This is a genomic window from Streptomyces griseoflavus (assembly GCF_014649995.1).
Classification (GTDB): domain Bacteria; phylum Actinomycetota; class Actinomycetes; order Streptomycetales; family Streptomycetaceae; genus Streptomyces; species Streptomyces griseoflavus.
Genome location: NZ_BMUC01000009.1, coordinates 217,470 through 239,554, shown reverse-complemented (window position 1 = coordinate 239,554; position 22,085 = coordinate 217,470). Strand labels below are relative to the sequence as shown.

Annotated in this window: 27 protein-coding genes and 2 tRNA genes; 3 read left to right on the top strand and 26 right to left on the bottom strand. The window is 68.8% G+C overall.

All coding sequences use genetic code 11. From position 1 onward, the window contains the following. Window positions 1-3 precede the first annotated feature (3 nt). Both IE172_RS20590 and IE172_RS20585 read left to right on the top strand, forming a co-directional pair. Entirely contained in the window at window positions 4-201 is a 198-nt protein-coding gene (locus IE172_RS20590; protein WP_190098719.1) for a hypothetical protein, read from the top strand. A 4-nt stretch (window positions 202-205) separates the two neighbouring features. After that, window positions 206-523, top strand: a complete 318-nt coding sequence (locus tag IE172_RS20585) for a hypothetical protein (protein WP_229886215.1) — start codon at window positions 206-208, stop codon at window positions 521-523. 81 nt (window positions 524-604) lie between these two features. On the opposite strand, the gene IE172_RS20580 is transcribed toward IE172_RS20585, so the two are convergent. After that, window positions 605-937: a hypothetical protein gene (locus IE172_RS20580; protein WP_190098718.1), complete on the bottom strand. Its 333-nt coding sequence runs from the start codon at window positions 935-937 to the stop codon at window positions 605-607. A gap of 36 nt (window positions 938-973) precedes the next feature. Further along, on the bottom strand, window positions 974-1,168 hold the full coding sequence (locus IE172_RS20575; RefSeq protein ID WP_190098717.1) for a hypothetical protein: 195 nt from the start codon (window positions 1,166-1,168) through the stop codon (window positions 974-976). A 59-nt stretch (window positions 1,169-1,227) separates the two neighbouring features. On the opposite strand from IE172_RS20575, the gene IE172_RS20570 reads away from it, so the two are divergent. Then, entirely contained in the window at window positions 1,228-1,443 is a 216-nt protein-coding gene (locus tag IE172_RS20570) for a hypothetical protein (RefSeq protein WP_190098716.1), read from the top strand. A gap of 226 nt (window positions 1,444-1,669) precedes the next feature. Here the strand turns inward: IE172_RS20570 and IE172_RS20565 are convergent, their stop codons facing one another. From IE172_RS20565 to IE172_RS20450, 24 genes are all read right to left on the bottom strand, one after another. Continuing rightward, window positions 1,670-3,349 carry a TROVE domain-containing protein gene (locus IE172_RS20565; RefSeq protein WP_190098715.1) on the bottom strand — a complete coding sequence of 560 codons (1,680 nt, stop codon included), beginning with the start codon at window positions 3,347-3,349 and terminating at the stop codon, window positions 1,670-1,672. Window positions 3,350-3,455: 106 nt separating this feature from the next. Beyond that, window positions 3,456-3,526 (bottom strand) — tRNA-Ser (locus IE172_RS20560). 346 nt (window positions 3,527-3,872) lie between these two features. Next, on the bottom strand, window positions 3,873-4,892 hold the full coding sequence (locus IE172_RS20555; RefSeq protein ID WP_190098714.1) for a tyrosine-type recombinase/integrase: 1,020 nt from the start codon (window positions 4,890-4,892) through the stop codon (window positions 3,873-3,875). After that, complete coding sequence (locus IE172_RS20550) at window positions 4,889-5,527, bottom strand: hypothetical protein (RefSeq protein ID WP_190098713.1); 639 nt, start codon at window positions 5,525-5,527, stop codon at window positions 4,889-4,891. Before IE172_RS20550 ends, IE172_RS20555 begins: the two co-directional genes overlap by 4 nt. A 338-nt stretch (window positions 5,528-5,865) precedes the next feature. Next, window positions 5,866-5,942: transfer RNA gene (locus IE172_RS20545), tRNA-Val, on the bottom strand. A 16-nt stretch (window positions 5,943-5,958) separates the two neighbouring features. Next, window positions 5,959-6,135 (bottom strand): hypothetical protein, encoded by a 177-nt coding sequence (locus IE172_RS20540; protein WP_190098712.1) that lies wholly within the window; start codon window positions 6,133-6,135, stop codon window positions 5,959-5,961. Window position 6,136: 1 nt separating this feature from the next. Further along, window positions 6,137-6,499 (bottom strand): hypothetical protein, encoded by a 363-nt coding sequence (locus IE172_RS20535; RefSeq protein WP_190098711.1) that lies wholly within the window; start codon window positions 6,497-6,499, stop codon window positions 6,137-6,139. Continuing rightward, a complete protein-coding gene (locus IE172_RS20530; RefSeq protein WP_190098710.1) occupies window positions 6,496-6,939 on the bottom strand; it encodes a hypothetical protein in 444 nt (147 codons plus the stop codon). Before IE172_RS20530 ends, IE172_RS20535 begins: the two co-directional genes overlap by 4 nt. Further along, a complete protein-coding gene (locus tag IE172_RS20525; RefSeq protein ID WP_190098709.1) occupies window positions 6,939-7,301 on the bottom strand; it encodes a hypothetical protein in 363 nt (120 codons plus the stop codon). Before IE172_RS20525 ends, IE172_RS20530 begins: the two co-directional genes overlap by 1 nt. 3 nt (window positions 7,302-7,304) lie before the next feature. Further along, entirely contained in the window at window positions 7,305-8,108 is an 804-nt protein-coding gene (locus IE172_RS20520) for a peptidoglycan recognition protein family protein (protein ID WP_190098708.1), read from the bottom strand. Between the two features lie 63 nt (window positions 8,109-8,171). After that, entirely contained in the window at window positions 8,172-8,699 is a 528-nt protein-coding gene (locus tag IE172_RS20515) for a hypothetical protein (RefSeq protein ID WP_190098707.1), read from the bottom strand. Next, window positions 8,699-9,334: a hypothetical protein gene (locus IE172_RS20510; protein WP_190098706.1), complete on the bottom strand. Its 636-nt coding sequence runs from the start codon at window positions 9,332-9,334 to the stop codon at window positions 8,699-8,701. Before IE172_RS20510 ends, IE172_RS20515 begins: the two co-directional genes overlap by 1 nt. Window positions 9,335-9,357: 23 nt before the next feature. Beyond that, window positions 9,358-9,627: a hypothetical protein gene (locus IE172_RS20505; protein WP_190098816.1), complete on the bottom strand. Its 270-nt coding sequence runs from the start codon at window positions 9,625-9,627 to the stop codon at window positions 9,358-9,360. Continuing rightward, a complete protein-coding gene (locus IE172_RS20500) occupies window positions 9,624-10,715 on the bottom strand; it encodes a DUF5047 domain-containing protein (RefSeq protein WP_190098705.1) in 1,092 nt (363 codons plus the stop codon). The genes IE172_RS20505 and IE172_RS20500 overlap by 4 nt, the downstream gene beginning before the upstream one ends. A gap of 3 nt (window positions 10,716-10,718) precedes the next feature. Then, entirely contained in the window at window positions 10,719-12,944 is a 2,226-nt protein-coding gene (locus IE172_RS20495) for a hypothetical protein (RefSeq protein ID WP_190098704.1), read from the bottom strand. A gap of 10 nt (window positions 12,945-12,954) precedes the next feature. Continuing rightward, window positions 12,955-17,823, bottom strand: a complete 4,869-nt coding sequence (locus IE172_RS20490; RefSeq protein WP_190098703.1) for a hypothetical protein — start codon at window positions 17,821-17,823, stop codon at window positions 12,955-12,957. Window positions 17,824-17,844: 21 nt separating this feature from the next. After that, window positions 17,845-18,174, bottom strand: a complete 330-nt coding sequence (locus tag IE172_RS20485) for a hypothetical protein (RefSeq protein WP_229886213.1) — start codon at window positions 18,172-18,174, stop codon at window positions 17,845-17,847. 74 nt (window positions 18,175-18,248) lie between these two features. After that, entirely contained in the window at window positions 18,249-18,677 is a 429-nt protein-coding gene (locus IE172_RS20480) for a hypothetical protein (RefSeq protein ID WP_190098702.1), read from the bottom strand. 116 nt (window positions 18,678-18,793) lie between these two features. Beyond that, window positions 18,794-19,396: a phage tail tube protein gene (locus IE172_RS20475; RefSeq protein ID WP_229886212.1), complete on the bottom strand. Its 603-nt coding sequence runs from the start codon at window positions 19,394-19,396 to the stop codon at window positions 18,794-18,796. 59 nt (window positions 19,397-19,455) lie between these two features. Next, window positions 19,456-19,836 carry a hypothetical protein gene (locus tag IE172_RS20470; protein WP_190098701.1) on the bottom strand — a complete coding sequence of 127 codons (381 nt, stop codon included), beginning with the start codon at window positions 19,834-19,836 and terminating at the stop codon, window positions 19,456-19,458. Next, window positions 19,836-20,162, bottom strand: a complete 327-nt coding sequence (locus IE172_RS20465; protein ID WP_190098700.1) for an HK97 gp10 family phage protein — start codon at window positions 20,160-20,162, stop codon at window positions 19,836-19,838. The genes IE172_RS20470 and IE172_RS20465 overlap by 1 nt, the downstream gene beginning before the upstream one ends. Before the next feature lie 15 nt (window positions 20,163-20,177). Next, window positions 20,178-20,528 (bottom strand): head-tail adaptor protein, encoded by a 351-nt coding sequence (locus IE172_RS20460; RefSeq protein WP_190098699.1) that lies wholly within the window; start codon window positions 20,526-20,528, stop codon window positions 20,178-20,180. Next, a complete protein-coding gene (locus IE172_RS20455) occupies window positions 20,506-21,525 on the bottom strand; it encodes a glycosyltransferase family 4 protein (protein WP_190098799.1) in 1,020 nt (339 codons plus the stop codon). Before IE172_RS20455 ends, IE172_RS20460 begins: the two co-directional genes overlap by 23 nt. Next, window positions 21,522-21,992, bottom strand: a complete 471-nt coding sequence (locus tag IE172_RS20450; protein WP_190098698.1) for a hypothetical protein — start codon at window positions 21,990-21,992, stop codon at window positions 21,522-21,524. Before IE172_RS20450 ends, IE172_RS20455 begins: the two co-directional genes overlap by 4 nt. Window positions 21,993-22,085 lie beyond the last annotated feature (93 nt).

Genomic DNA, 22,085 nt, shown 5'->3' with positions numbered 1-22,085 from the left:
CCCGTGAGCACCTTCGACTTCCCCACCCCCCTGCTTGACCTCGAACGCACCGCGTGGGCGGCGATCCAGGCCGGGACTCTCACCGTCGAGCAGGCCGACGCCGTGCAGGCGGGGGTGGCCGCGTTCGCGGCCGAGACGAGGGCCGACCGGCACAAGGTCGAGATGGCACTCAAGCGGGCCGTCCGGCACCCGGAGGACTGACGGCATGTATCAGCAGCGAGACGCGCTCACCGAGCTCATGATGCTGCACGTGGGAGAAGGCCGTCGCATGACCACGCGCGAGTTCGCTGCCTCTGCCGTGGACCCGCAGTCGAGCTGGGCTCCCAGCAAGAGTCTCGTGGGGAACATCATCACCGGCAAGGGCTTCAAGGTGACGCCTCAACTCGTCTCGGCTATCACCGTCGGCTTGGGCCTAGACCGGCAGATCGTTGCGACGGCGGCTCACTTCCAGGCGATCGGCTACACCGAGCAGGAACTCCAGGCCGGAGCGGCAGACGAGCTTCTCCAAATCATCGACCCCTGACAGCAGCGCGCCCCGTCGGTCCGTGACAACCGGCGGGGCGGCTCAGCTCAGCGCCAAGCATGGGCTGATAGTGCGACCAGTCTACGAGGACCCGCTGACAGTGCCGGGGCGCGGCGAGCCTTCCCCGCGGTACCAGCCTTCGACCTCCGAGCGCGTCCACGGGCGGATGCTGTCGATGGCGATTCCCGACGACGACTCGCCACCGGTCACCCTGATCTGCCCGGAGTCCCGTCGCGTCGACAGGACATAGCGGCCAGGCTGGTCCGCGAGGACCTTCCGCGCGCTCTCCCGCAGTCGGGTGAAGGACTCGCTCATCGGGCGCAGGCACTCCAACTCCACGACGGGCTGGACCTGATAGTGGCGGCCGACCTGGTTGAGGGCGCGGTCGACGTTCGGGTACGGGCGGTAGGCCATGGCGTCTCCTCTGCTCCCCGCCAGGATGGCAGAGGCTCACGACGTCTCGGGCCACTCCGTCAACGTCGCGCCGGTCTCCTCGTCAACCAGGGTGATACGGGTACCGGGCTGCCCGTACCGGCCGACGAGCCCGGTGAACTGGGCGCGGGCGATCGGCTCACTCCCCCACCAGCCATGCAGCGCAGGCCGGCCCGCAAGGACGAGGGTCACGTGGTACCGGTCCGGGTGCACGTCCCCAGCATGGCCCCTCCCGCCGCGCGCCCGCCCGCCGGGGCCCGCACCCTGGACGCATGGCCACCGATCGCCCCGTCGTCGTCTACCCGCCCGATGAGGACGGCGGCCGGCGCATCCGCATCGACGGACAGATCGCCGGGCGTGCGTTCTCCGTGCGGGACGTCGCCGCCTTCATACAGGAAGCCGGGCTGCAGTCGTTCGACGAGATGGACGTGGTGCGCACCGGGCTGATCGAGTGGCGGGGCGGCGGGCCAGAGATGTGGGAGCACTGACAGCACGAGTGCCCGCCCCCACGCATCAGGGGCGGGCACTCAAGGTTCGGCGACCACGCCAGGCTGTCGCCACTGAGCACCACGAACGGCGCGACAGAGGGCGGCGGCCGTCACAGCGATGTGTCCGGAGAGCATCCCCGGGAGCATGCCGCCCACCACCAGGATGACAGACGGCCCGCCAAGACGGGGGATGCTTGGCGGGCCGTACAGCAGTGTGGCACGAACGTCAGGCGGCGGGGCCCTCTTCCCACGGCCAGCGCGCGTCACGTCCCCGCTCCAGCAGCGGGATCATGCGGAACGCCTGATCGGTGAGTCCGCCGAACGTGTGCCGGCCCGTCTTCCCGGACGGCATGGCGCCCGGCTTGTAGCCGGCCATGTTCCACATGTAGACGGGAGTCGCCTTCGGTACGAGGTCGTCGATCTGCGTCTCCCGCATGCCGCCGTGGCCCCACATGTTGGAGGGCAGCCAGCCCGGCCGGGTCTGCTCGTCGGTGACGATGACGATCCGGTCGTGGGCGAACCAGTGGCGCTTGACCGCGGCCGGGATGTCCGTGCCGCCGATCTGCCCGTAGCCCTCGATGAGCTTCAGGACGCTGCCCCCCTTGGGGACGGGGATCTCCTTGGATTCGCCGCCGAACTCGACGAGGGTCGGCTTCTCCGCCCGCAGAGCCAACGCCGACCCGAACACGGCGGCCTGCTCGGCGAGCGTGATGTCCGACCGGTTCGGGGTGGAGAACCCGTAGCCGGGGAACATCGACGGCGACCGGTCCACCAGGATCAGCGTGCTCCCCGACAAGCGCGGCACGTTGACGAGGCTGTGACCGAGGGCCTGCTCCAGGGCGTGCGCCCACCGCAGCGACGGGGCGTGCTTGTAGGCGGCCCACCAACGGAACGGGAACATGCGCGACTTCGCCACCTGCTCCGGGTCCGTGAACCGTGCGCAGACCTGCGCGGCCACCTCGTCGGACACGCCCGCCTCGTCGAAGTTCCGCAGGTTTCGAGCGAGGGCCATCACGCCCATGGACGGGATGACTGCCTCCCACGCCTGCTTGTTCATGGGCCCCTGCAGCCAGCCGGCGAGCGCCTCCCACGTCATGCCGGCGTTGTGGATTCGCTGACGCCCCTCCTCGGTCGAGAGCAGCGCCCGGCGTCCCTCGACGGTGAGCGCGTTGGTGAGCTGTTCCCGCTGCTCAAGCATCGGAAGGCTGGCGGGGATCGCCTCGCCCCGCCCGTGGCGCCGGTCGAGGGCGTGCTTGAACAGGTCGCCCTGCCACGGCTTGTCGGCGGCGGGCCCGGCGTGGACGAGGTTGAGGACGTCGCCAAACCGGTAGCCCTTGGAGTCGGTGTCGTACTTGAGGAGAGACCGCTCGTTGTAGAGGCGCTGGACGGCGTCGGCAATACCGCGCTTCACCGGCTTCGGCAGCTTGCGACCGTACTTGCTGGTCCAGTAGCCGAGCATCTCCCCCGGCTCGTCCGCCCGCTGCAGGACTGCGTCGATGGCTCGGCGGTTCCAGCCGCCGCCCTGCGCGTTCTCCGTCCGCGTGTCCGGCACGAGGTCGCCGGCCGCCGCTGCGTCGAGGCGGGCCTTCACGAACTCTGCGGCGCCAACCAGGGAAGCGGTCCGCATGTTGCCCTCGCCTCGGAGCCAGCCGAGGAGACCGACCGTCCACGCCGGGTCTTCGACGGCAAGCTGCCGGACGAGCTGGGTGTAGCGGTCGTCGCGGTCGCCGCCCTTCTCGTAGAAGGTGTCGGCGCCGACGAAGTTGGACACCGCGAGCAGGAAGAGCTCACTCTTCGCCTCGCGGACATAGCCGGTGGCGCCCTCGTGGGTGACGGTCCGCTCCCCGGTCGTGGTCACGGGCGAGTGGACGGCGGGACGGACACTGCGCTGGTTGAAGCGCGACATAAGAAAGCCCCTCACATGGGAGGGGAGGTCCAGCAGTGGGGTGCCCGAGATCAAAGTCGGTGACGGGAACGTAGGCGCTCTGCCGATTGAGCTACGGAAGCCGCTAAGCCCCCGGCGGGACTCGAACCCGCAACCACCCCATTAACAGTGGAAGTAACCGTCGCCTGCGCACCGGGCACCCCCGATGCTGTGCCTCCCGAGATCAAGGACGGCCGCGGCGGCACTTTTCCAAAGAAGTAGCCGAGACCTGCGCACCGGGAGGTGCATGAAGTTGTGTTGGTACGACTGTAACCCAAAGGGGTGACACGTGGGGGGGATTGTGCGTGCCCGTCGATGTGTCGCGGCGCCGGTCAGTCTTCCCGGTGAAGCGGGGACTCGCGGCAGGCCGGGTTCGTACACACGACCTCCTCCTCCTGGCTAGCCGGCTCCGTGTGCGTGCGGAGGCTGAAGGTGTTGCAGCCGGTGCACCGGCGCTGCGGGCCGGGTTTGGTGCTCTTGAGGAACTCGCTGAACGGCGTCTCTGTCATAGTCCGATGTCCTCCGATGCGGCGTCGGTCCATTTGTCGGCTTCGCGGATGTAGCCCCAGAAGGCGGGGCTGTTCTCTGCGTGGCCGGACTGTTCGCGGATCTTCTCTTCTCGCTTGCCTGCGCGTCGAGAGGTGGTGATGAATCCGGCTCGCATCGAGTGGCCGGTGAGCCGGACGGACAGCCCGGCGCGTTCGGCGTTGCGGGCGATGATCTCGCGGACGGCTTCGGGTGAGAGTGCGCGGTCGCCGAGGCGGCCGTGGACGGTGATGGGTAGGAAGGCGGGTCCGCTGGTGATGCCGGCGGCGGCGCGCCAGGTGAGCCAGGCGCGGACGGGGCAGGTGTCGGGGTTGCGGCCGTAGTGGACGACGACGTCTCGGGGTGGCCTCCCCTTTACTGCGGGGACGTGGACTTCGAGTCCTTGGCTGACGTGGGCGATGGTGTCGGCGCGGAGGGCGGCGACTTCGGCGGATCGTCCGGCGATGGCGAAGGCCGTGAGCCAGAGGGCGCGGTCGCGGAGTCCGGTGAGTCCGTCGGTGACGGCGGCGTTCATCTGACGGAGTTGTTCGGGGGTGGCGGCTGCGGCTTTGCCGCGTCCGCGTGCCATGCGTTCGGGGTCGTTCTTGAGCGGCTTGAGAGCCTTGCGTGCGGCTTCGGTTGCTTCCTTCGGCACCTCTACCCCGTGTTCGCGGCGAGCGGTGACGGTTACCCCGGTGATGCGCCTGTCGATGGAGGTCGGCGCGGCAAGCATGATGGTGTCGAGCCAGACGACGAAGCCCACAAGGGTGCCCTTGGTGACGGCGGTTGATGGCATGCGGTGGCCGGTGCGTTCGGCGAGCCAGTCGTGGAACTTCTCCCAGAGAGCCCAGTCGTTCTCGTAGCCGCGCTTGGTGTTCTTCGGGATCAGCCGTTCGAGGTGTTCGTCGGCGGCCTTCTCCATGGCGGCGAGGACGGCGAGCGTCGCAGCGTCGTAGGCGGCGAGGGTGGCGTCCGGCTGGCGGGGGATGAGGTCGGTCATGCGCCCCCCTCCGCACCCTCGCAATGGTCCACGAGCCCCGCCAGCCAGTCGTCGCCTTCGGTGAACTCGGGGCGACGTTCGGACCAGTAGGCCCTGACCTCTTCCAGGTCGCCTCGGTAGCACTCGCTCCAGCCATGCGCCTTCACCGTGTACCGCCAGGACTCGCGCACCGACTCGTAGGACGCGCGGCTCAAGCTGTACCCGCTGGCGGGGTCTATGTCATCGAGCGAGATCCCTTCGGCGACACAGAGCGCAATGCGGGCATCAGCCATCGAGGTCTGGTGGTCGACGTGCTGCGAAAGCGTCCAGTGGGTTCGCTTTTCGCGAGGGGCAGCGATCCGCGCGATGCGGTGTGCCGCCACCTTGCGCATCGGAAGTCCATCGCGCTCTACAGGCGGACCGGAGACTGGCTCCGACTGGGAAGCAGCGGCCTGCGGGACCTGCACTTGCCTTGCACGCGGGAGGATCGAAGGATTCTTCGGCTGCGTGACACGCTTGCCGTCTTTGCAGTCGGAGAGGTCGCGAAGCACGCCAACTGATCGACGCGATGAGACCGAAGGCTCTGGAAGCTCAAGCTGGACCGGCATGCGAATCTTCTTGGCCGCCTCGCCGTCGGTGCTGGTTACAGACGCCACAGCGCCTCCGGCTGCGCTAGTACGTCGACGCCGCATCGCGTTCCGGCGCAGATCCCACCGTCCGGAAGGTCTTCAGCGCCCATGGGGGTCATGTCACTGGAGAGCCCCTCGGGAGCATGCTGCAGGCAGAACAGGGTTCGACCATCCGCCGACTGATAGGCGATCACGCCGGGCTCACGCAAGTCATCTTTAGCCATGCCTAATTGTACCGTTTTTGCGCCCGCGATATGGCATGTTATCGAGAGTGGCACCGCCCAACCGGGCACGCTTTGACTGATGCTGGGCACAGCAAAGCGCCCCGCTCCCCTGCCGAAGCAGGGGGGCGGGGCGCTGTCGTTCACGCGGGGCCGGAGTCGAACCGGCGTCCGTGCCGAGTGTGACCCCGGCCACTCTGTACCCAGTGAGCTACCCGCACCACCAGCATGGCACAGTCACGCGGGTTCGTCGGGCGTGTACCCGTCGGGCAGTCCGGGATAGACCGGCTCCAGGAATGGCCGTATCGCGGGCGCGGGTATGGGCTGGGGTTCTTCGCGGCCGAGGCGGACGAGGGTGCCGACGTCGGCGGCGGTGTCGTCGTGGCGCGGCCGACGCTCGCGCGGTTCCGGCATCTCACACTCCAGTTCGGTTGTACTCGTCCACCAGCGGGTGCGGAGGCTCCGGCGTGATCCTCGCGTCGTGCATCTGCCGCGCCCACCGATCGGTCGTCCAGGCGAAGGCCCGCACGATCGATTCCAGGCGCGACATCTTGCCCCTCAGTTGCCCGTTCTCTTCGTCGACGCGTCGAACGGTCGCTTCGAGGACGGCCAGGTTCGCGGCTTGCTGCTGCGGTGCGGCGTTGGCGCGGGCGGCGGCTTCGGTCGCTGCGGCGGTTGCTTGGGCGGCATCCCTGGTGGCGCGGGATATCCACCAGCTGCCGCCTCCGAGGACGCTTCCTGCGGCTCCGATGATGCCCGCCCATTCGGCGACGTTCATGGCGCCTTGCCTCTCCTGGGCGGTCGCGGCGCTGGGGGGACCGAGTATTCGGGCACCGTGCTCGCCCACCAGATGACCCCGACGTGCGAGGTGAGATACCAGATGGCGACGAAGCCGCCGCGGGAGTAGTCGCCGGTGATGACGGCGACGGTGTAGGCGAGCGCCCACACGGTGGGGGGTATGAAGGCTGCGAGGAAGCCGAGCTTGTCTCGTCCGATCCGCAGGAAGGCGGAGCCGAAGGTGACGAGCCCGCAGACGATCCACAGCCAGGACCAGTGGCGTAGTGAGCACAGGTCGGTGAGCAGCTGGAGGCCGTGGTCCTCGGGCGGCGTCACGAGGAAGGACACGCCCCAGCAGGTTTTGCCGACGCCGAGGATCGCGAGGAACGTGCCGCGGCGGCCCAGGGCCTTGTAGAGCCGCCGGGCCGCACGGCAGGGCATCAGACGGCCCGGGGTGGTTCGGCCATGGCGGGCGCGGCCGGGCTGGACGGGGTGACCTGTACGCGGGTGAGGAGGGCGAGTCCGGCGAGGACGACGGCGTTGATGGCACCGACCTTCTCCGCTGACAGGTCGAGGCCGTAGGCGGCGAGGAGCGCGGCGACGGCGGCGACGAGGCCGGTGAACGCGCTGGGTGCGATGGGCCGGGTGACGGCGGCGGTCGCCGCGGCGAACACGGCGCTGATGACGGCGACGATCGCGCCGGCCTGTTCGGCGGACAGGCCGAAGCCGAACGTGACGAGCAGCGACAGGCCCGCGGACACGGTGGCGATGAGGAGCGCAGGCTCTCTGCCGAAGATCTTCATGGGTCAGGCTCCCTTGGTGACGGCCGCGCGCAGCTGGGCGACCTCGATGCGCAGCGCTTCGAGCTGCTTGAGGATGGCGGCGGTGTTCTCGGCGGCCCGCCGGCTGTGGGCGTAGCCGGAGCCGAGCGCCGTGTTCACGGTGATCTGCTTGTCGGCGAGGCCCTTGTCGTCGGGCCACGCCTTGGGGACCCAGTCGCCGAGGGCCACCTGACTGGTCAGGTCCATGCTGTTCTCCGTGGTCGGGGTGGTGGACGGCTTCGGCTGTGCCGGGGCGGTGCCGCCTTTGGCGCGGGCCACGATCCCGGGGAAGACGACCTCCCGGAACTGGGCGATGCGCGCCTTGCCCGGGCAGGCGGTTCCGCTGGTGGACCACTCGCGGTGCAGGGAGTGGTAGCCGAAGCCGGGGTCGGAGTGGCTGCGGCAGATCCGCAGAGGGATGCCGTGTTTCTGGTGCAGCCACACGCCGAGGGCGATCAGCTTCTCGATCTGCTTGTCCGTCCACGGGTCCGTCGCGGAGGTGTTTGACGCGGTCTCGATCGACACCGCACCGGTGCCGTCGCCGCGCCGGTTCGCGTCCGCGTTGGCGTCAGCCCGGGTCTCGGTCCCGATGTACTGCGCCAGGTCGCCTTCGTAGCCGAGACCGAAGTGCGACTCCAGGTTCGTCGAGTCCCGCCAGTACTCGTAGGTGCGGCGGGCCGTCCACGGGGCGACGATGCTGTGGACGATGAGCTGTGTGGGCCGGATCGCGGGCTGTGCGTCCGATTCCGGCTGCAGCTCCATCTTGACCGCACCGGGATACCAGGCCATGAGGCCTCCAGGGATGAGAAAGGCCCCGGCCTGGGTGGCTCAGGGCGTGCGAGGGGTCGAGGGTCAGATGGTGGGCTTGTAGTGCTCGACGATGAGCTGCCCGTATCCGGCGTCGACGGTGAGGGTGTCGCCGGACTGCCATGCGGTGGAGTGGGCGTCGGCGCGCAGGACGATGACGGGCCGGTGGCCGGCGGGCCAGTCGTCGGGCATCCGGTAGAGGGTGCTGATGTGGAGCGGCATGTGGTGCCGGGTGCGGTCGACGTTGTCGCCCATGAGGTGGGAGATCCGCCACCACGGCCCGTTGGTTTTGAGCGGGTTGTTGTAGTCGTACATCCACAGGTGCCAGCCGACGCCGATGGTGTACCCGCAGTTGTTGGTGACGCGGGCGTCGGCGTCGATGCGCAGCATGTCGCCGGGCGTGACGGCGCCCAGGACGACCCGATACAGCGTCCGGTACGAGGTGGACGACAGGTCGACGGGAATCGCGCGGGTCTCCAGCGCGCCGAGGGCGAGCGACCCAGATGCCGGCTGCCACGGGTCGGTGGCCATGATGCCGGCCAGCTCGTAGCCGGCGGTCGTCAGGTAGCCCATCAGATCTCCTTCACGGTGAACGTGGCCGGGAAGGCGGTGGATGCGGTGAGGTCGACGAGTCCGGAGCCGACGCCGCTAATCGTCACGACCCAGGTGGTGGTGCCTGCGCCGGGGGTGTCCCAGCCGACCGCGGTGAGGCTCTCCCCCGTCGCGCCCGCGTTGGAGAAGTGGACGCCGCCGCCGACCTGCGTGCCGCTGACGGTGGTGCCGCGGCGGATGAGGAGGTCGATGCGGTCGTTGGCGAGGGTGGAGCGGACCAGGCCGCTCGCTTCGAGCCGGTAGGTGGCGCCCGCGCGGGTCGCCATGGTGACGGACAGACCGGTGAGGAGCTGGCCGCTGGTCTGGCCGGTGCTGGCCATCACCACCGACGACGCCTCCCGTTTGGTGCTCACCTCCACCCAGGCCGACCCGGTGTACACGTCCAGCCGGTCGACGTCCATCAGGTAGGACAGCATGCCCTCGACGGGCGCGGCGTCGCCGGCGAGCGCGGCCGTCCGCGCGGACGCCGAAGCGAACCGCAGGATGCTGCGGGGTATGACGCCGGCGGCGAGGTCGGCGATCGCCTTCGACATGTCGGGGGCGTCGGTCAGTGAGATGAGGCTGATGCCCTGGCCGAACGCATCTGATGTGGGCACGCGCCCCTCCTAGAGTCGTGTGATCAGGTGGCGAGGGGTCCGAGCGCGAGCCAGTTACCGCTGGAGGACTGGCTGATGACGATGACCTGGCCGACCGCGGGCGCCGCGTAGGAGGCGAGACGGCGGACCTCGAGGACACCGTCGACTTCGACGAGGCCGCCGCCGGACACGGCGGTGACGGTGGCGAGCCGCCAGTCCGCGCCGCGCACCACCGGGGTCTGCTCGCCGGCGCGCTGCGCGGCACGTTTCAGTGCGGCGCCGAGTTGCCGGTTGGTGGAGTGCCCGGACGTCACGAGTCCTCCTTCGCGCTGATCGTGGCGATGGGGAAGTCGCCGCCCAGGTCGAGCGGCACGGAGAAGCTCGCGATCTGGTGGAGTTCGCGGCTGCCGTCGGGGTGCGTGACCCGGATGACGTCCCCCGGCTCCAGCGCCGGATTCGGCAGGGAGCTGATGTCGCCGGAGGCGTTCGGGGCCTTCGCCGCCTGCAGCTTTAGCTGGGCGGCGAGTTGGCAGGCGCCCACGCTCACGAGGGTGGGCGAGGAGTGGAAGGCGGGCCGGTGCCCGTAGGGGCCGCCCCAGTAGGTGGGGCTGCCCGGGTCGTCGTCGACGGCCAGGTAGGAGACGGGCGGGATGCCGTCGGTCGTGTTCTCCCCACGGGCGAGGACCGCGTTGTGGACGCCGTCGCTGGTCATGGCCCGGCTGCCGGAGATATACACGCCGCCCTCGGTCGCTTCGACCGCCCACACCGGGTCGGCTGTGGCCAGGTCGGGCATCACCCGGATGACGAACACCCCGTCGGCGTTGGCGTACACCTCGGCGCCGGCTGCGGCAGCGACCTCCTGGCAGCCCGCCCACGGATCCGCCTCGACATCGAACACCCTGCTGCCGATGGGCTGGTCGGCGATCTCACTGACGATGTCCGCGCCCGGCAGGCTCCGGCGCACCAGCTCGGTGACCGCCGAGGTGACCGTGCCCGCCACCCGGTACGGGACGGTGAACTTGTCGTCGGCGACGCACGCCTCGAGGCCCTTGCCTTGCAGGGTGACCGGCCCTTCGGAGACGTCGCCGCCCACAGAGTCCAGCCGGAACACCCCCAGTGGAACCAACTCGCTGGTGCCGTCGCCGTACTCGACGCCTCGGGACACCCGCAGTCGGGCCCCGTACACGGCGAGCTGATCCGTCGGCGTGCGCGGGATGAGCGCCGGATCGGGGACGGTAACCGTGCAGGTGCGGCGGATCGCCTGCCCCCGGTCCACGGTCACGCTGCCGCCCGTGTGGTCCAGGTCGATGACCCGCCCGCTGGTCAGCAGCAGCTGCACCTGCGTGGCCGGCGTGTGCGACTCGGCGAGCCGCGCCAGGAAGCGATCCGATACCGGGTACACCGTTCACCCCCGGCGATCGAGCAGCAGATCCTCGGTGGTGTCGTACACGTCCAGCACGTCCGCGACAGTGGCGAACTCGGTGAGGACGTCACGCCAGGTGCGGCCCGCGGCGCCGTTGACGCCGGTGGTGGTGGGCATGTCCTGCTGGACGAGCGGTAGCTGCCAGGCCCGCCATTCGTCCTGCGCCAGCGGGCTGGTGCGGCCCTCGGTGGCCTGGCCGACGGCGACGTACATGTCGTCGACGCCCATGCCCGGTGCCGCCTGCCACAGCAGGGTGTTGCCGGAGTCGAGGAGCAGGTGCAGCGACTCGCGCTCCTCGTCGGAGCGAGTCCAGACGGACAGGTCCCCCTCGAGGCCCTGCCTGCGCCCAGAGAAGATGACCTTGTTGCGTCGGCCGCGGACGATGTGGCTGCTCTGCTCGATGGGGCGCTGCCAGTTCGGCGCCGTCTCCACCATCACCCGCAGGTTCCTCTGTGGGTTCCCAGGGTCCTTCAACCACGCGAGGTTGATGTCGTCCAGGGCCAGGCTGACGGTGTCCGAGCCGCGCGTGGACAGGTCGCCGTCCGCGTCCCGGATCTCGATGCGGTAGGACACCGGCCGTCCGAGCGGCGCCTCATGGTCCTCCACCACCAGCAGATCGACGGTGATGGCCTGACCGTCGATCAGCCCGCCCTCGCCGCGCACCAGGGTGCGGGCACCGTCCGACCCCACCCGGTACACGGTCAGCGTCGAGTCCGGCGGGAGCTCCCGCAGCGTCAGCGTGACGTAGCCGCTACCGGAATCGGCGGCCACCGTGGTGAGCGGCAGCACCTCCCACAGGGCGATCCAGTCCAGGTGCAGCACCGCGCCCGCACTCGATGCCGTCGGCACGATCTCGATCGCCGCCCGTACCGCGCCCGCCGGCGCGACCTGGTCGGCTTGCATGCCGTACCAGGACGAGCCCGGGAGCAGGTAGGTCGTGCCCGCGCTGACGCCCAGGTCCGTGTCCGCGGCGTCGTACCAGCGGACCCGCACGGTGACCGTCGACCACGTTCCGGCCGCCGGGTGCGCGTAGGCGATGGCCCGCCAGTTTCGACCCTCGGTGACCGGCATCGTCACCGAGCGGAGGACGGACTGGGTGGCGGTGCTGCTGGTGACGGCGAGCGCATACGACCCCGCCAGACCGGACGCCCCCCACGGTGCGGTGCGAGCCAGCGCAGCCACCCCGGAGGCCACCGTCCACCCGGCGATGCCCTGCTCGAAGCTGGAATCGGCATACGGCAGGACGCTCCCGGACTGAAGCTCAGGCGCGGCCAGGATCGCGACCGTCTCCAGCCGTAGCACCTGCCCCGCCGACGCGCCATCCAGGCCTGCCGCGATCGAGCAGGTGGCCGCGTTCGCGGGGGCGGTCGCGGCGACCTGCTGCCGGTACATGCCCGTCGCCGGAGTCGGAGGCGCCAGCACGCTTCGGGTGGCCTGGATTTGGTTGCCGACGCTGTCGTAGAAGCGGAGCTCGATCCACGCCGTCGAGGCGACGGTGGGCGGCTGCAGGTAGGCGTAGGCGAGGTACTCCTCGCCCGGCGTGACCGTCGGCCGGTCCACCGCCAGAATGGACGCGTTGCCCGCGGCGACCGCCGTCATCGCCAGCGCGTGACCGCCGGCCAGGTAGTTGGTCACGGACCAGCTGATGACCGGCACCTGCCGACTGATCGTCGCGTTGACGACCGGCGTCCAGCCCGACGCGTCCACCTCCGTGGACTCCGTCGTGAAGGGGAGGAGGTTGCCGGTCGTGCGGATCGGCTGCCCCAGGTAGACGTTCTCCCAGAAGTGGTTGACCGCAGCCCCGGCCGGCGTGGACGACAGCAGCACCTGCGCCTGCGCCGCCCCCACCGGAGCTACCGCCGCCACCGACACCCGATGCCAGCCCGACGACGCCGCCAGCGTCGTCAGCGACCACGAGACGGACACCTCCGTGCCCGTCGCCGACAGCCAGCGGATCCCGATCCGCTCCGGCACCGACCCCGACGCGTCCGCAAACGCGTAGTACGTCGTCCCGGCCGCGACGGGGTAGGAGGAGACGGTGCGGGCCTGCACCTCCCCCGCCGCCACGCTCTTGACGACGAGGCAGCCGTCCCCGTTCCGGCCGCCCACGCCCTTCACCAGCGTCGCGTTCAGCTTCGCCGCCCAACCGGAGATGTTCGGATCGACCATCTCCGTCGTCGGACTGAGGAGATTCCCGGGAATCGGCATGGAGACCTCCTCAGCCCGCGTTCAGTACCTGGATGAGCTCGCCCTGCGCCGTGCGGACCTCTGCGCGCGCAATGTCGGTGATCTGCTGGTCGCCGACGTACACCGCCACCTGCAGATCGCCGAGCTGCTGCTGCGCCGACCGCGCCGCGAGCGACGTCAGAGCGTTCGCCTGCGCCGTCGTGAACACTGGCTCCGGCCGGCCAGTGCCGTTGAAGGCGAGGTTGAGGCCCGGCTGCAGGTAGCCGCCGGAGTCGTAGGACCCCGGCTTGAATCCGTACCAGGAGTCGAACAGGCGGTCCTTGTACGAGCGGGCCCGCTTACCCACGACCACGCCGTCACCGCCGCGGGACTCCACATTCACCCCGCCGAGCGTTCCCGCGGTGTGACCGACACCCGCATTGGTGATGCCGACCATGAAGGGGGACTTCTTCCGCAGTTCCCACCCGGGAGGTGCAGTCCGCCCCGAGAACGCCATCGTCGCCCACCTGCGGTGAGGCTTCTGACCTCGGATGACGCTCTCAATCGCGCTCATGAAGCCGGAGCAGTCCCACGAGGGGTTGCCGTTTCCGGCCCACTGGTAAGGCAAGCCAGCCTGCGTCTTCGCCCACTTGAGCGCTGCCGCGATACGCGGTCCGCCCACACCGCCGGCGCCCCGCTTGTCGGCCTCCTTGCTGTAGCCGAACAGCGAGTCGATGATCCGATCGGGGATGCGGCGCAGCATGGCTCCGAAGCCGGTGTCCATGCCCGGGAAGGAACGCAGGAGCGGGTCGACGACGTGCTTCACACCGGCACGGGCCGAGTTCTCCAGCCCGTCCTTCAGCCAGGAAGCGCCCTTCTTGATGGCGTTCCAGGCATCCGAACCGGCGCCGACCGCAGACGACGCGGCGCCCTTGATCCAGCCGAAGATGCCGCCGTCCGCGAACCGCTGCACGACTCCGCCGCCGGAGTAGCGCAGCGACGTGTCCGTCGGGGTGCGCGGGTTGCCGCCCAGCATCGGAGCAAGAGCGGCCTTCACGCCCTGCGCCCCACCAGACCTGGCGATCGAGTTCATCGTGCCGACGAAATTGCTACCGACAGCGCGGGTGAACTCGGGCCGCATGATGGCCTCGCCACCACTGAGCTCCAGCCGGCCACCCGTCGGGGACACAAACTGGTGGACGTCACGGCCCGGCGTGTAACCAGGCATGATGCCGCCAGAAGCGAACTTGAACTCCTTCAGTGTCGGGGCACCGAACGCGTCCGCGACCTTGTTCCAGACGCCGACGATGCCCTTGTTGTAGACGGTGTCGACGATGAACTGGACGGGCTTGCGTGCGACGTCCTTCAGCTTGTCCCACTGCGTCCTGATCGACGCGACCGCGTCACTGAAGAGACCACCCAGACCGCGAATGATCTTCTTCCAGCCGTCGAAGACAGGCTTGATGCCCTTCTCCCACGCCCACTTCCCCGCCGCGACAATCCCGTCCCAGGCAGGCTTGATGGCCGACTGCCACAGCCACTTCGCCCAGCCCCCGAGCGTCTTCAGCCCATCTACAAAAGCGCGGAAGATCGGACGGAGGATGGTCTCCCACATCCACTTCGCGCCCGCCTGAATACCCGCCCAGGCCGGTTTGATTGCCGCATTCCACAGCCACTTCGCCTTGTCACCGATCCACTGGAAGGCGGGCTTGAAGGCCGTGTTCCACAACCACAACGCGCCAGCCGCGATCGCATCGAACGCCGGCTTCAACGCCGTGTTCCACAACCACGTACCGAACCAGCCGACCAGCTTGAACGCGGCAATGATCGGCAGCAGAACAGCCGTAACCAGAGCCGTCAGCAAGATCCGACCGACGAAGACAATGCCGTCGAAAGCAGGCTTGATAGCCGTGCTCCACAACCACAGAGCCCAACCACCGACCGCCTTCAAACCGGTCATGATCCCGGCGAACGCAGGCTTGAGCACCGAGTTCCACAGGAACAGCGCCCCGACCTTGATGCCGTCCCAGACCGCCTGCACACCCGCCCGGAACCATCCGAACCGGTTGTAGGCATAGATGACGATCGCCATGACGGCGAGGATGGCCATACCGATCAGCACGAACGGGTTGGCGGTCATCACAAAATTGAGGGCCGCCATCGCGATCGTCCACAGCTTCGTCGCGATGACGATCCCGTACAGCAGCATGATGTACCACGGCGCCTTGTCCGCGACGACCGCGATGAACTCCGCTACCCCACCAATCAACTTCAGCAGCGGGCCAGAGAGCGGCGACAGGGCCTGCCCCACGTTCATGAACGCGGAACCGATCTGCCGGAACACATCCGCCAAGATCGGCCCATGCTCCGACGCATACGACAGGAACCGCTCGAACTCCGGGCTGCCCTTCAGCGACGTGCCCCAATTCGCGAAGCGGCCGGTGATGGTCTGCATCCGCGAGGAGATCGAATCCATGCGCGGGAAGAAGGCCTGCATGACGCCGGCCATTCCCTTGAAAACGTTCCCGAAGGCGATACCCAGGCCGGTGATCGCCGGCTTGATGGAGCCCTCAAGGTCGGACTTGAACTCCTTCCACCACGGCGACCGGAAACCGCGCGACGCTCGGTCCTGCAGCCCGCTGATCGCATCCGCCGCCTCCAGCACGAACGGCGTCAACCCAGGCAGCGCGTTCTTCAAACCGATCAAAGCCCGCGTGAACAGCGGCATCACAGCAGGCTGCAGCGACCGCGACCAAGCGCCGAACGCATCCTTCAAACCGACGAAGGCGTTCAACGTCTCCCGCGCCGACGGAGTCAGCTTGGCCAGCTCCGCCTCATACTTCTGCTGAGCGAGGGCAGCCTGATCCACGCCCCCGGCCGCCGAAAGCGACGCGGAGGCAATCTGCCGCTGAGCCGAAGCAATCGAATCCGCCGCCGACTGCTGAGCCGCAGCAAGACTCTCCTGAGCCCGCGCCACCGAGCGCGCGCCATCCTCCTGCGTGCGCGTCACATTCCGCTGAGCCTCAGCAACCCGCAACTGCGCCTCAGCAATATCCCGCTGCGCCTGCACCTGCTGACGAGCCGCATCCCTACGCGCCTTCGCCAAAGCCTTCTGCTGACTAGCAACACCCGCCTCGGCCTGACGCAGACGCTCCTGCGCGTCCAGCACCAGATCCGAGCCCTCAACCCCAGCCTTGTCCGCAGCCTTCTTCTCAGCCGTCAGACGCTTCGTCTCCGTGCGCTGATCTGCGAGCCGCTGCACCGCCTGGTCGTAGGCAAGCTGGATCCGCTGCTGGTCAGCGAAGGCGACAGCGTCGCCAGCCTCCCGCATGCGAGTGAGTCTGGCCTGGGCGTCCTGCACCGCCAGCACAGCATCCCGCTCGCTGAGGGAAGCGTTCGCGAGCCGGGACTCCAAGTCCTCAAGCCGTCGGGCCGCGTCCTCACGGGCGTCGTTGAGGTCCTCCTGAGCCTGCCGGGCGGAGCGCTGCGCGTTGGCAAGGGACTCCTCAGCGCTGCGCACCTGCTCAAGCGCCTGCTCCTGCCGGTCCGCGGCCTGCTGAACCGCATCCGCCAAGCCCTGACGGGCAGAACTCACCTGGTCGGCGGCCCGCTCATTCGCCTCCGCCGCATTCCGGACCGCATCCGAAACACCCTGCTCAGCCTGCCGGATCTGCCGGGCCGCATTCCGGTGCGCCGACGCCAGCGACTGCTGAGCCGACGCCATCTGCAAGGCCTTCTGAGCGCCCTGCCCAGACGCCTGCCCCCCGCGCATCGTCGCCTGCGTCGACGCATCCTGCGCAGCCTTCTGCGCCTGCAAAACCTTCCCGATCTGCATGAACGCCGGAACCGCCACCAGAGCGATCGATCCGATGCCCACGGCCGCAGCAGTCGCCGCAGCAGCGATCGCGCCCAGACCAGCAGCCGCCACCGGCAGAATCGGCAACAGCGCCGGGCCCAAGGCGACAGCAGCAAACGCCAAATTGCCCAGCGCAACCTGCGCCACACCCGTGTCGACATCGACACGCACCCGCCGGCCATCCAGCCGATTCACCTGCGCCTGAAAGGCAAGCAGTTGCGCGTGAGCAGCCCCGGCGTCCACACGCACAGCCACGTCCGCATCGGACGCCGACAACGCCTGCAAGCGAGCCTGAATCGCTTCTATCCGCGCCGTCGCCGTAGCAGTGTCCATGTCGACACCGATCCGCACATCCCGCAGCGCGGTCAGCTGCGCCCGCAGCCGAGCAATCTCCACCTCGGCGGCGCTGGAGTCGGCGGTCAGATTGATGTTCGGCAGCGACGCCTCAGCCGCCTGCACCTGAGCCCGCAGGCGCTGCCCGAACGTGCCATCCGTCTCCACCCGGATCCGGGCAGGATCGCGGCTGACCTCGTCGATCTGCTGCTGCAGCAACTGCAGCTGCGCGATCGCAGCCGCCGTGTCCGCGCGGACGGCGACGTTGGGGTGGGCGGCACCGATACGGCGCAGCCGCTCCTCGATATCAGCGGCCTGCGCCCGAGCGGACGCCGCGTCAATGTCGATCCCGACCGTCTTGCCCGCAAGGGATTCCAGGCGAGCCCGAAGACGGGCCAGGTCCGCGTCGACACCCGTGTCCGACAGGCGCACATCCAGACGAGGCATGCTGCGGAAAGCCGCCTCAAGGCGGGCCCGCAGAGACCGGGCGAACGCCCCGCCAGCCTGCTCCCCGCCCCGAGTCGCCGCAGGCCGAGCAGCCCTCGCCCCGCCCTGGACCCCGTCCCGCACAGCCGGAGTGATGTGAGTAACGATCTGCCGGCCGATGATCCGACCGACCTCATCACCCACCGTCGTCGCCGCCGGCACCAGCGCGGCACGAAGCCGCGACTGGATGCCTTGAGCGTTCGGCAGAACATCGACCTCAACGGAGCCGACGGAGATAGCAGGCACCAGGAGCCCCCTCCCAGCGCCCTACGCGGCGCCCCCTTGCAGCAGCTCAAACAGCCGGTTCGCACTGCCCTCAGTGAGTTGCGCCCTCGTCTTCTTCGGCCCCGCCCCAGGCCGGCGCATCGGCTCTGGCGGATCAGGCCGCTTGCTCTTCTTGTCGACGTTGACGCAGATCAGCACCCACTCAAGACGGCGGATCGCATCCACCGCCGCCGCAAGGAGCTGCTCCTGCTGCGACCAGCGGCCCTTCTCCGGCTCACCCCGGTCCGCCTGCTCAGCAAGCTGCATCGGGGTCAGCTCGTTACGGAGAGCGGTCATCGTGTGCGACTCCGACGGCAGGTGCTCGATGAACACGCGCAGCCACCGCCACGATCGCTTGCCAGTGAGCACCTCGGCGATGTCGTAGTGGCGATCAATCAGATCGGCCTCTACCGCCTCCGAGTGCCTCCGCCAGATCGCGATCGTCCCCTGGACTTTCCCATCGACTCCCCCGCCCGATCGCCGGCCTCCGCAACGAACGCCTCGAACTCGGCGTTCGTCGGATCGATCTCAACGAAAAAGTCGTAGTCCTCCGGGTGCAGCACCTTCTCGGCGAAGGCGTACAGCTGCCCGGTGGCCAGTAGGTTCTGCCACGAGATGCGCCACATCGACGGCGGGAGAACCTGAACCTCCTCGCCACACAGTGTTGCGGTGACGTACCCCTCGGCCTCGATCTCCTGCGCCTCCGCCGGCGACACCTCGGTGTCTGCGGTCTCCGGCTCGACGTCCGGCTCCTCACGGCGCGCGGGACGGGTCGCAGCGCGCGAGGCGCTGCGAGGCTTCCTGCTGGTGCTGGTCGTGTTGCGCGTACTGGCCACGGCGCGGGCTCCTTCTCATCGTGCGGCGCGGGCATGGTGTAGAGGTGGACGGGCCGTGCCCGCGCCAACGGCGGCACCTGGCCCTATGGGGGTGCCTACGGCCCGTCCACCCGTCTTCAGGACCCGGTGTACTCCGCGGTCTCCGGCACCCTGTCGTAGTGGTAGACGGTGTTGCCGGCGGCGTCCGGGTAGGCGGTGATCGTCCACTCGTAGGCCGCGATCTCGTCCTGCTTGTGGTTCACGTCCGACCGCTCCGTGATCTCCCCCTCCGGCACGTAGAAGCCGCGCTGGAAGGCGTCACCGTCGAGGACGACGAACCAGAACGCCCGCCGGTCCGGCGACGGGGACGCGGTCTCCGCGAACGTGGTGAGGCCCGCAGTCGGGGTCAGGTCAGCCGTGTCCAGGCGGTACTGCAGCGCCTGCACCGTCGTCCGACCCGTCTCCCACACCGTCAGCCCGAACGTCCTCAGGCTGCTGGTGATGGTGGTGCGGATCGGCGCCGTGTACCCCCACGGGGTGAACGACTCCGAGTCCTCCTCGAACCCCTGCACCAGGCCGTCGTCGCTGATGGCGCCAAGCGGCAGCCACGGCGACACCGGCTGGATCTCCGGGTCCCCCGGCGACGTCGACCCGACGGGAGCCGTCCATCCCCCACCATTGGCTCCCACCGCAAGCAGATCCGCTGCGCGGGTGATGTTGACCATGATGTCTCCAGACATGCGTGAAGCCCGCGCACGGGCGGGAACTGAAAGGGGCCTGGCGCGGGCCAAACAGCCGGTCAGGAGACCGGGTGGAAGTAGATCTCGTAGGTGGCGCCCATGCGGCGCAGAGCAGTGTTCTCATACGGCCGCCAGGCGGGCGCCGAGATCGTCGCTACCCGTCCGAAGACCGCTCGGGTGGTCTGTACGCCCCTCAGACGTTCGACCAGTTCCTGACGTGTTCGCCGTGCAAGCAGCGAGGCGCCGGCACGGTCGTTGGCATAGCTGTCCACCGTGACCAGCGCACGATCCAGGCGGATCCCGTCGTCCTCGCCGCCGATTCGTTGCACCTGGTTGATGGGCAACGCGTCGAGGAGGTTGGCAGGCAGGTCGGTGACGTGGCGCACGCTGAGGGCCGCGCTGAGACGGGCGATCAGCTCCGCCTCGACATCGGGCCACATCAGTCTGCTCCGCCTGTCTGTGCCGCGCGGAGCAGGACGTGGTGGGCGGGAACTCGCTCCGTGCCGTACTCCACCCAGCGGGCGTAGTAGGCGGTGTTGCGGACGTAGGCAACTGCCCTGTCGCGTTTCCGTCCGCCCCGGGCAGTGCTGTCCGTCTCCCAGCTCGCCTTGTAGTGGCCGGGGCGTGGGCTGTTTTCGTCGACGGGGGAAGTGGCCTGGGCGATCGTCTTGATGCGCTCGGCGCGGCGCAGCATCTCTGCCTGCATACCGGGCATGCGCAGCATTTCTCCGATGCCTTTCCGCTTCACCTTGAACCTTGCGGCCACGAGATCTTTCGCCTCCTAACCGGTGACGAGTTCGAGGGCAGCGACTACGGGTCCGGTCGAGCCTGTGAAGGGAGATCGGAAGGAGCCAGGCAGGCCCTCGACCTCGTACATCTGCCCGTCTACGCGTATTCGGTCGGTGGCCCGGATGTCTGTGCCGTAGGGGGCGTACAAGGTGAAGCCCGTGATGACGGTGTCGCGGGCATCAGTGAGCTCGGTGGAAGCGCCCGACCCGCTACGGGGTGCGAAGGCGCATCCGGTTACGGGGATTTCCACGGGTGGGCCAGGCTTGTCGTTGCCGTACTCGTCCTGCGTGGACGGGCCTGGCCGGACGATGGTGACAACGTCACCGTGAGGCAGCTCGCGCACTGGCCACCTCCTCAACCGCGTCGCACCAAGCGGTCAAGTCCTCAGTGGGATCCAGCTCTGCGCTTCGGGCCCGGGCGCGCTTGGAGGCGAGCCGGTACTCCGCCGCATCCCCCAGGAGACGCTGTAGCGCCGTCTGCCACGCCTCGGGGTCATTGCGGTCCACGAAGACACCGGCTTCCCCAAGCGACTCACAAAGCCCTCGCGTCGGGTGGGCGATGACGGGGATGCCGCTTGCCATGGCTTCCACGCCGGCGCGCCCCCATGACTCGTAGACCGATGGCATGAGCAGCACCTTGGTGTGCCGGTACACCTTCGTGGCCATCTCGCCGCCAGGGGCGTGCTTCAAGACGCGCACGTTGGGCAGGTCGGGCAGGATCTGCTCGCCGTAGGCGCCTTCGACGGCGAGGAACTGCTGGTCGGGCATACGTCGCGCGAGATCGGCGAGCAGCAGCCCTCCCTTGTCGGCGTTGCAGTTGACGAGCGTGACAGCCTGGCCCGGCTTCACCGCGTAGCGCTTCGCGTGTACGGGCGGGCGGACCACGAGGGTTCGGGTGGGCTGGAAGGTTGGAGGGAACTCCGAGAAGAACACTCCGGCCTCACGGCTCATCCACTCGGAGTTGTAGACGGCCAGAGCAGTCGCGCCGGACGCGATGTCTCTGAGTGTCGGCCTGTGGTCGTTGTGGCAGACCACGACCATCGGCTTGCCGAAGCCGCGAGCGAGGGCCGCCGTGGTCGGGACGCACTCCAGATGCGAGACCAGGACATCCGCGTGGCGTACCTGGGAGGTGAAGTCGAGGCGGGCCGCCGACGGGATCACCCGTACACCGTCGTACTCGTAGATGTCCGTCGCCGTCGCGCGGCGTGACAGCCATACTTCTACGTCGTGCCCGCGTTCGACGAGTGCCTGAAGCATGGAGACGAGCATGTGCTCTGCGCCTGCGTTATGTTCGGGCGGCATGGCATGCACTCTGGCGACGATGCGAAGACGGCTGTTCATCGCCACCTCGCCATGGTTGTGCCGGCCTTGCGCCGGTATCCCGCCAGCTCGAGCATCCTGCGGTCGTCGTCGGTCAATGTCACCGCGGTTCCGACCCCTGATCCATCTGTGCGGTAGCTGTACGGGCCGATCGTCTCCCCGGTTACACCGCCCGCCATGGTGGGCGACGTCAGGGTGCGCAGCGCCATGCGGGCCACGACAGCAACCACGTCGGCCGGTACTTCGGCTGAGCCGTGGCTGTAGGTCACCCGGTAGGTGCCGGGGTAGGACTCAAATTCCTCGTCAGCCCAGAGTTCGGGCAGGTTGATAGCCGGACTCTCCGGTGATGTGCGGATGGTGTCGATGCCGTCCCACCGCCAGCCGATGACGGGTAGGTCAGGAGCGCCGCCCGCGCCCACGGCCACAACAGCGGTAACGCTCAAAACAGGTGTTTGCGGCAGGCGGATTTCCCCCTGCTGGGCGCGCATGACGACGGTGTCGTCGTCGGTGCGGCTGAACGTTCGGCCCGTGTAGGACCGGACGAGTGCCGAGGCGTCCGCGAGTAGCGCTTGCGCTCTGGT

What these genes read in the sequence shown, in the direction of transcription:
- IE172_RS20555 (WP_190098714.1), bottom strand. Translation starts at nt 4,892, where the DNA reads ATGACCGACCTCATCCCCCGCCAGCCGGACGCCACCCTCGCCGCCTAC.
- IE172_RS20585 (WP_229886215.1), top strand. Translation starts at nt 206, where the DNA reads ATGTATCAGCAGCGAGACGCGCTCACCGAGCTCATGATGCTGCACGTG.
- IE172_RS20520 (WP_190098708.1), bottom strand. Translation starts at nt 8,108, where the DNA reads ATGGCCTGGTATCCCGGTGCGGTCAAGATGGAGCTGCAGCCGGAATCG.
- IE172_RS20530 (WP_190098710.1), bottom strand. Translation starts at nt 6,939, where the DNA reads ATGCCCTGCCGTGCGGCCCGGCGGCTCTACAAGGCCCTGGGCCGCCGC.
- IE172_RS20470 (WP_190098701.1), bottom strand. Translation starts at nt 19,836, where the DNA reads ATGTGGCCCGATGTCGAGGCGGAGCTGATCGCCCGTCTCAGCGCGGCC.
- IE172_RS20570 (WP_190098716.1), top strand. Translation starts at nt 1,228, where the DNA reads ATGGCCACCGATCGCCCCGTCGTCGTCTACCCGCCCGATGAGGACGGC.
- IE172_RS20495 (WP_190098704.1), bottom strand. Translation starts at nt 12,944, where the DNA reads ATGCCGATTCCCGGGAATCTCCTCAGTCCGACGACGGAGATGGTCGAT.
- IE172_RS20580 (WP_190098718.1), bottom strand. Translation starts at nt 937, where the DNA reads ATGGCCTACCGCCCGTACCCGAACGTCGACCGCGCCCTCAACCAGGTC.
- IE172_RS20535 (WP_190098711.1), bottom strand. Translation starts at nt 6,499, where the DNA reads ATGAACGTCGCCGAATGGGCGGGCATCATCGGAGCCGCAGGAAGCGTC.
- IE172_RS20450 (WP_190098698.1), bottom strand. Translation starts at nt 21,992, where the DNA reads ATGCGCGCCCAGCAGGGGGAAATCCGCCTGCCGCAAACACCTGTTTTG.
- IE172_RS20565 (WP_190098715.1), bottom strand. Translation starts at nt 3,349, where the DNA reads ATGTCGCGCTTCAACCAGCGCAGTGTCCGTCCCGCCGTCCACTCGCCC.
- IE172_RS20515 (WP_190098707.1), bottom strand. Translation starts at nt 8,699, where the DNA reads ATGGGCTACCTGACGACCGCCGGCTACGAGCTGGCCGGCATCATGGCC.
- IE172_RS20475 (WP_229886212.1), bottom strand. Translation starts at nt 19,396, where the DNA reads ATGTCTGGAGACATCATGGTCAACATCACCCGCGCAGCGGATCTGCTT.
- IE172_RS20525 (WP_190098709.1), bottom strand. Translation starts at nt 7,301, where the DNA reads ATGAAGATCTTCGGCAGAGAGCCTGCGCTCCTCATCGCCACCGTGTCC.
- IE172_RS20540 (WP_190098712.1), bottom strand. Translation starts at nt 6,135, where the DNA reads ATGCCGGAACCGCGCGAGCGTCGGCCGCGCCACGACGACACCGCCGCC.
- IE172_RS20455 (WP_190098799.1), bottom strand. Translation starts at nt 21,525, where the DNA reads ATGAACAGCCGTCTTCGCATCGTCGCCAGAGTGCATGCCATGCCGCCC.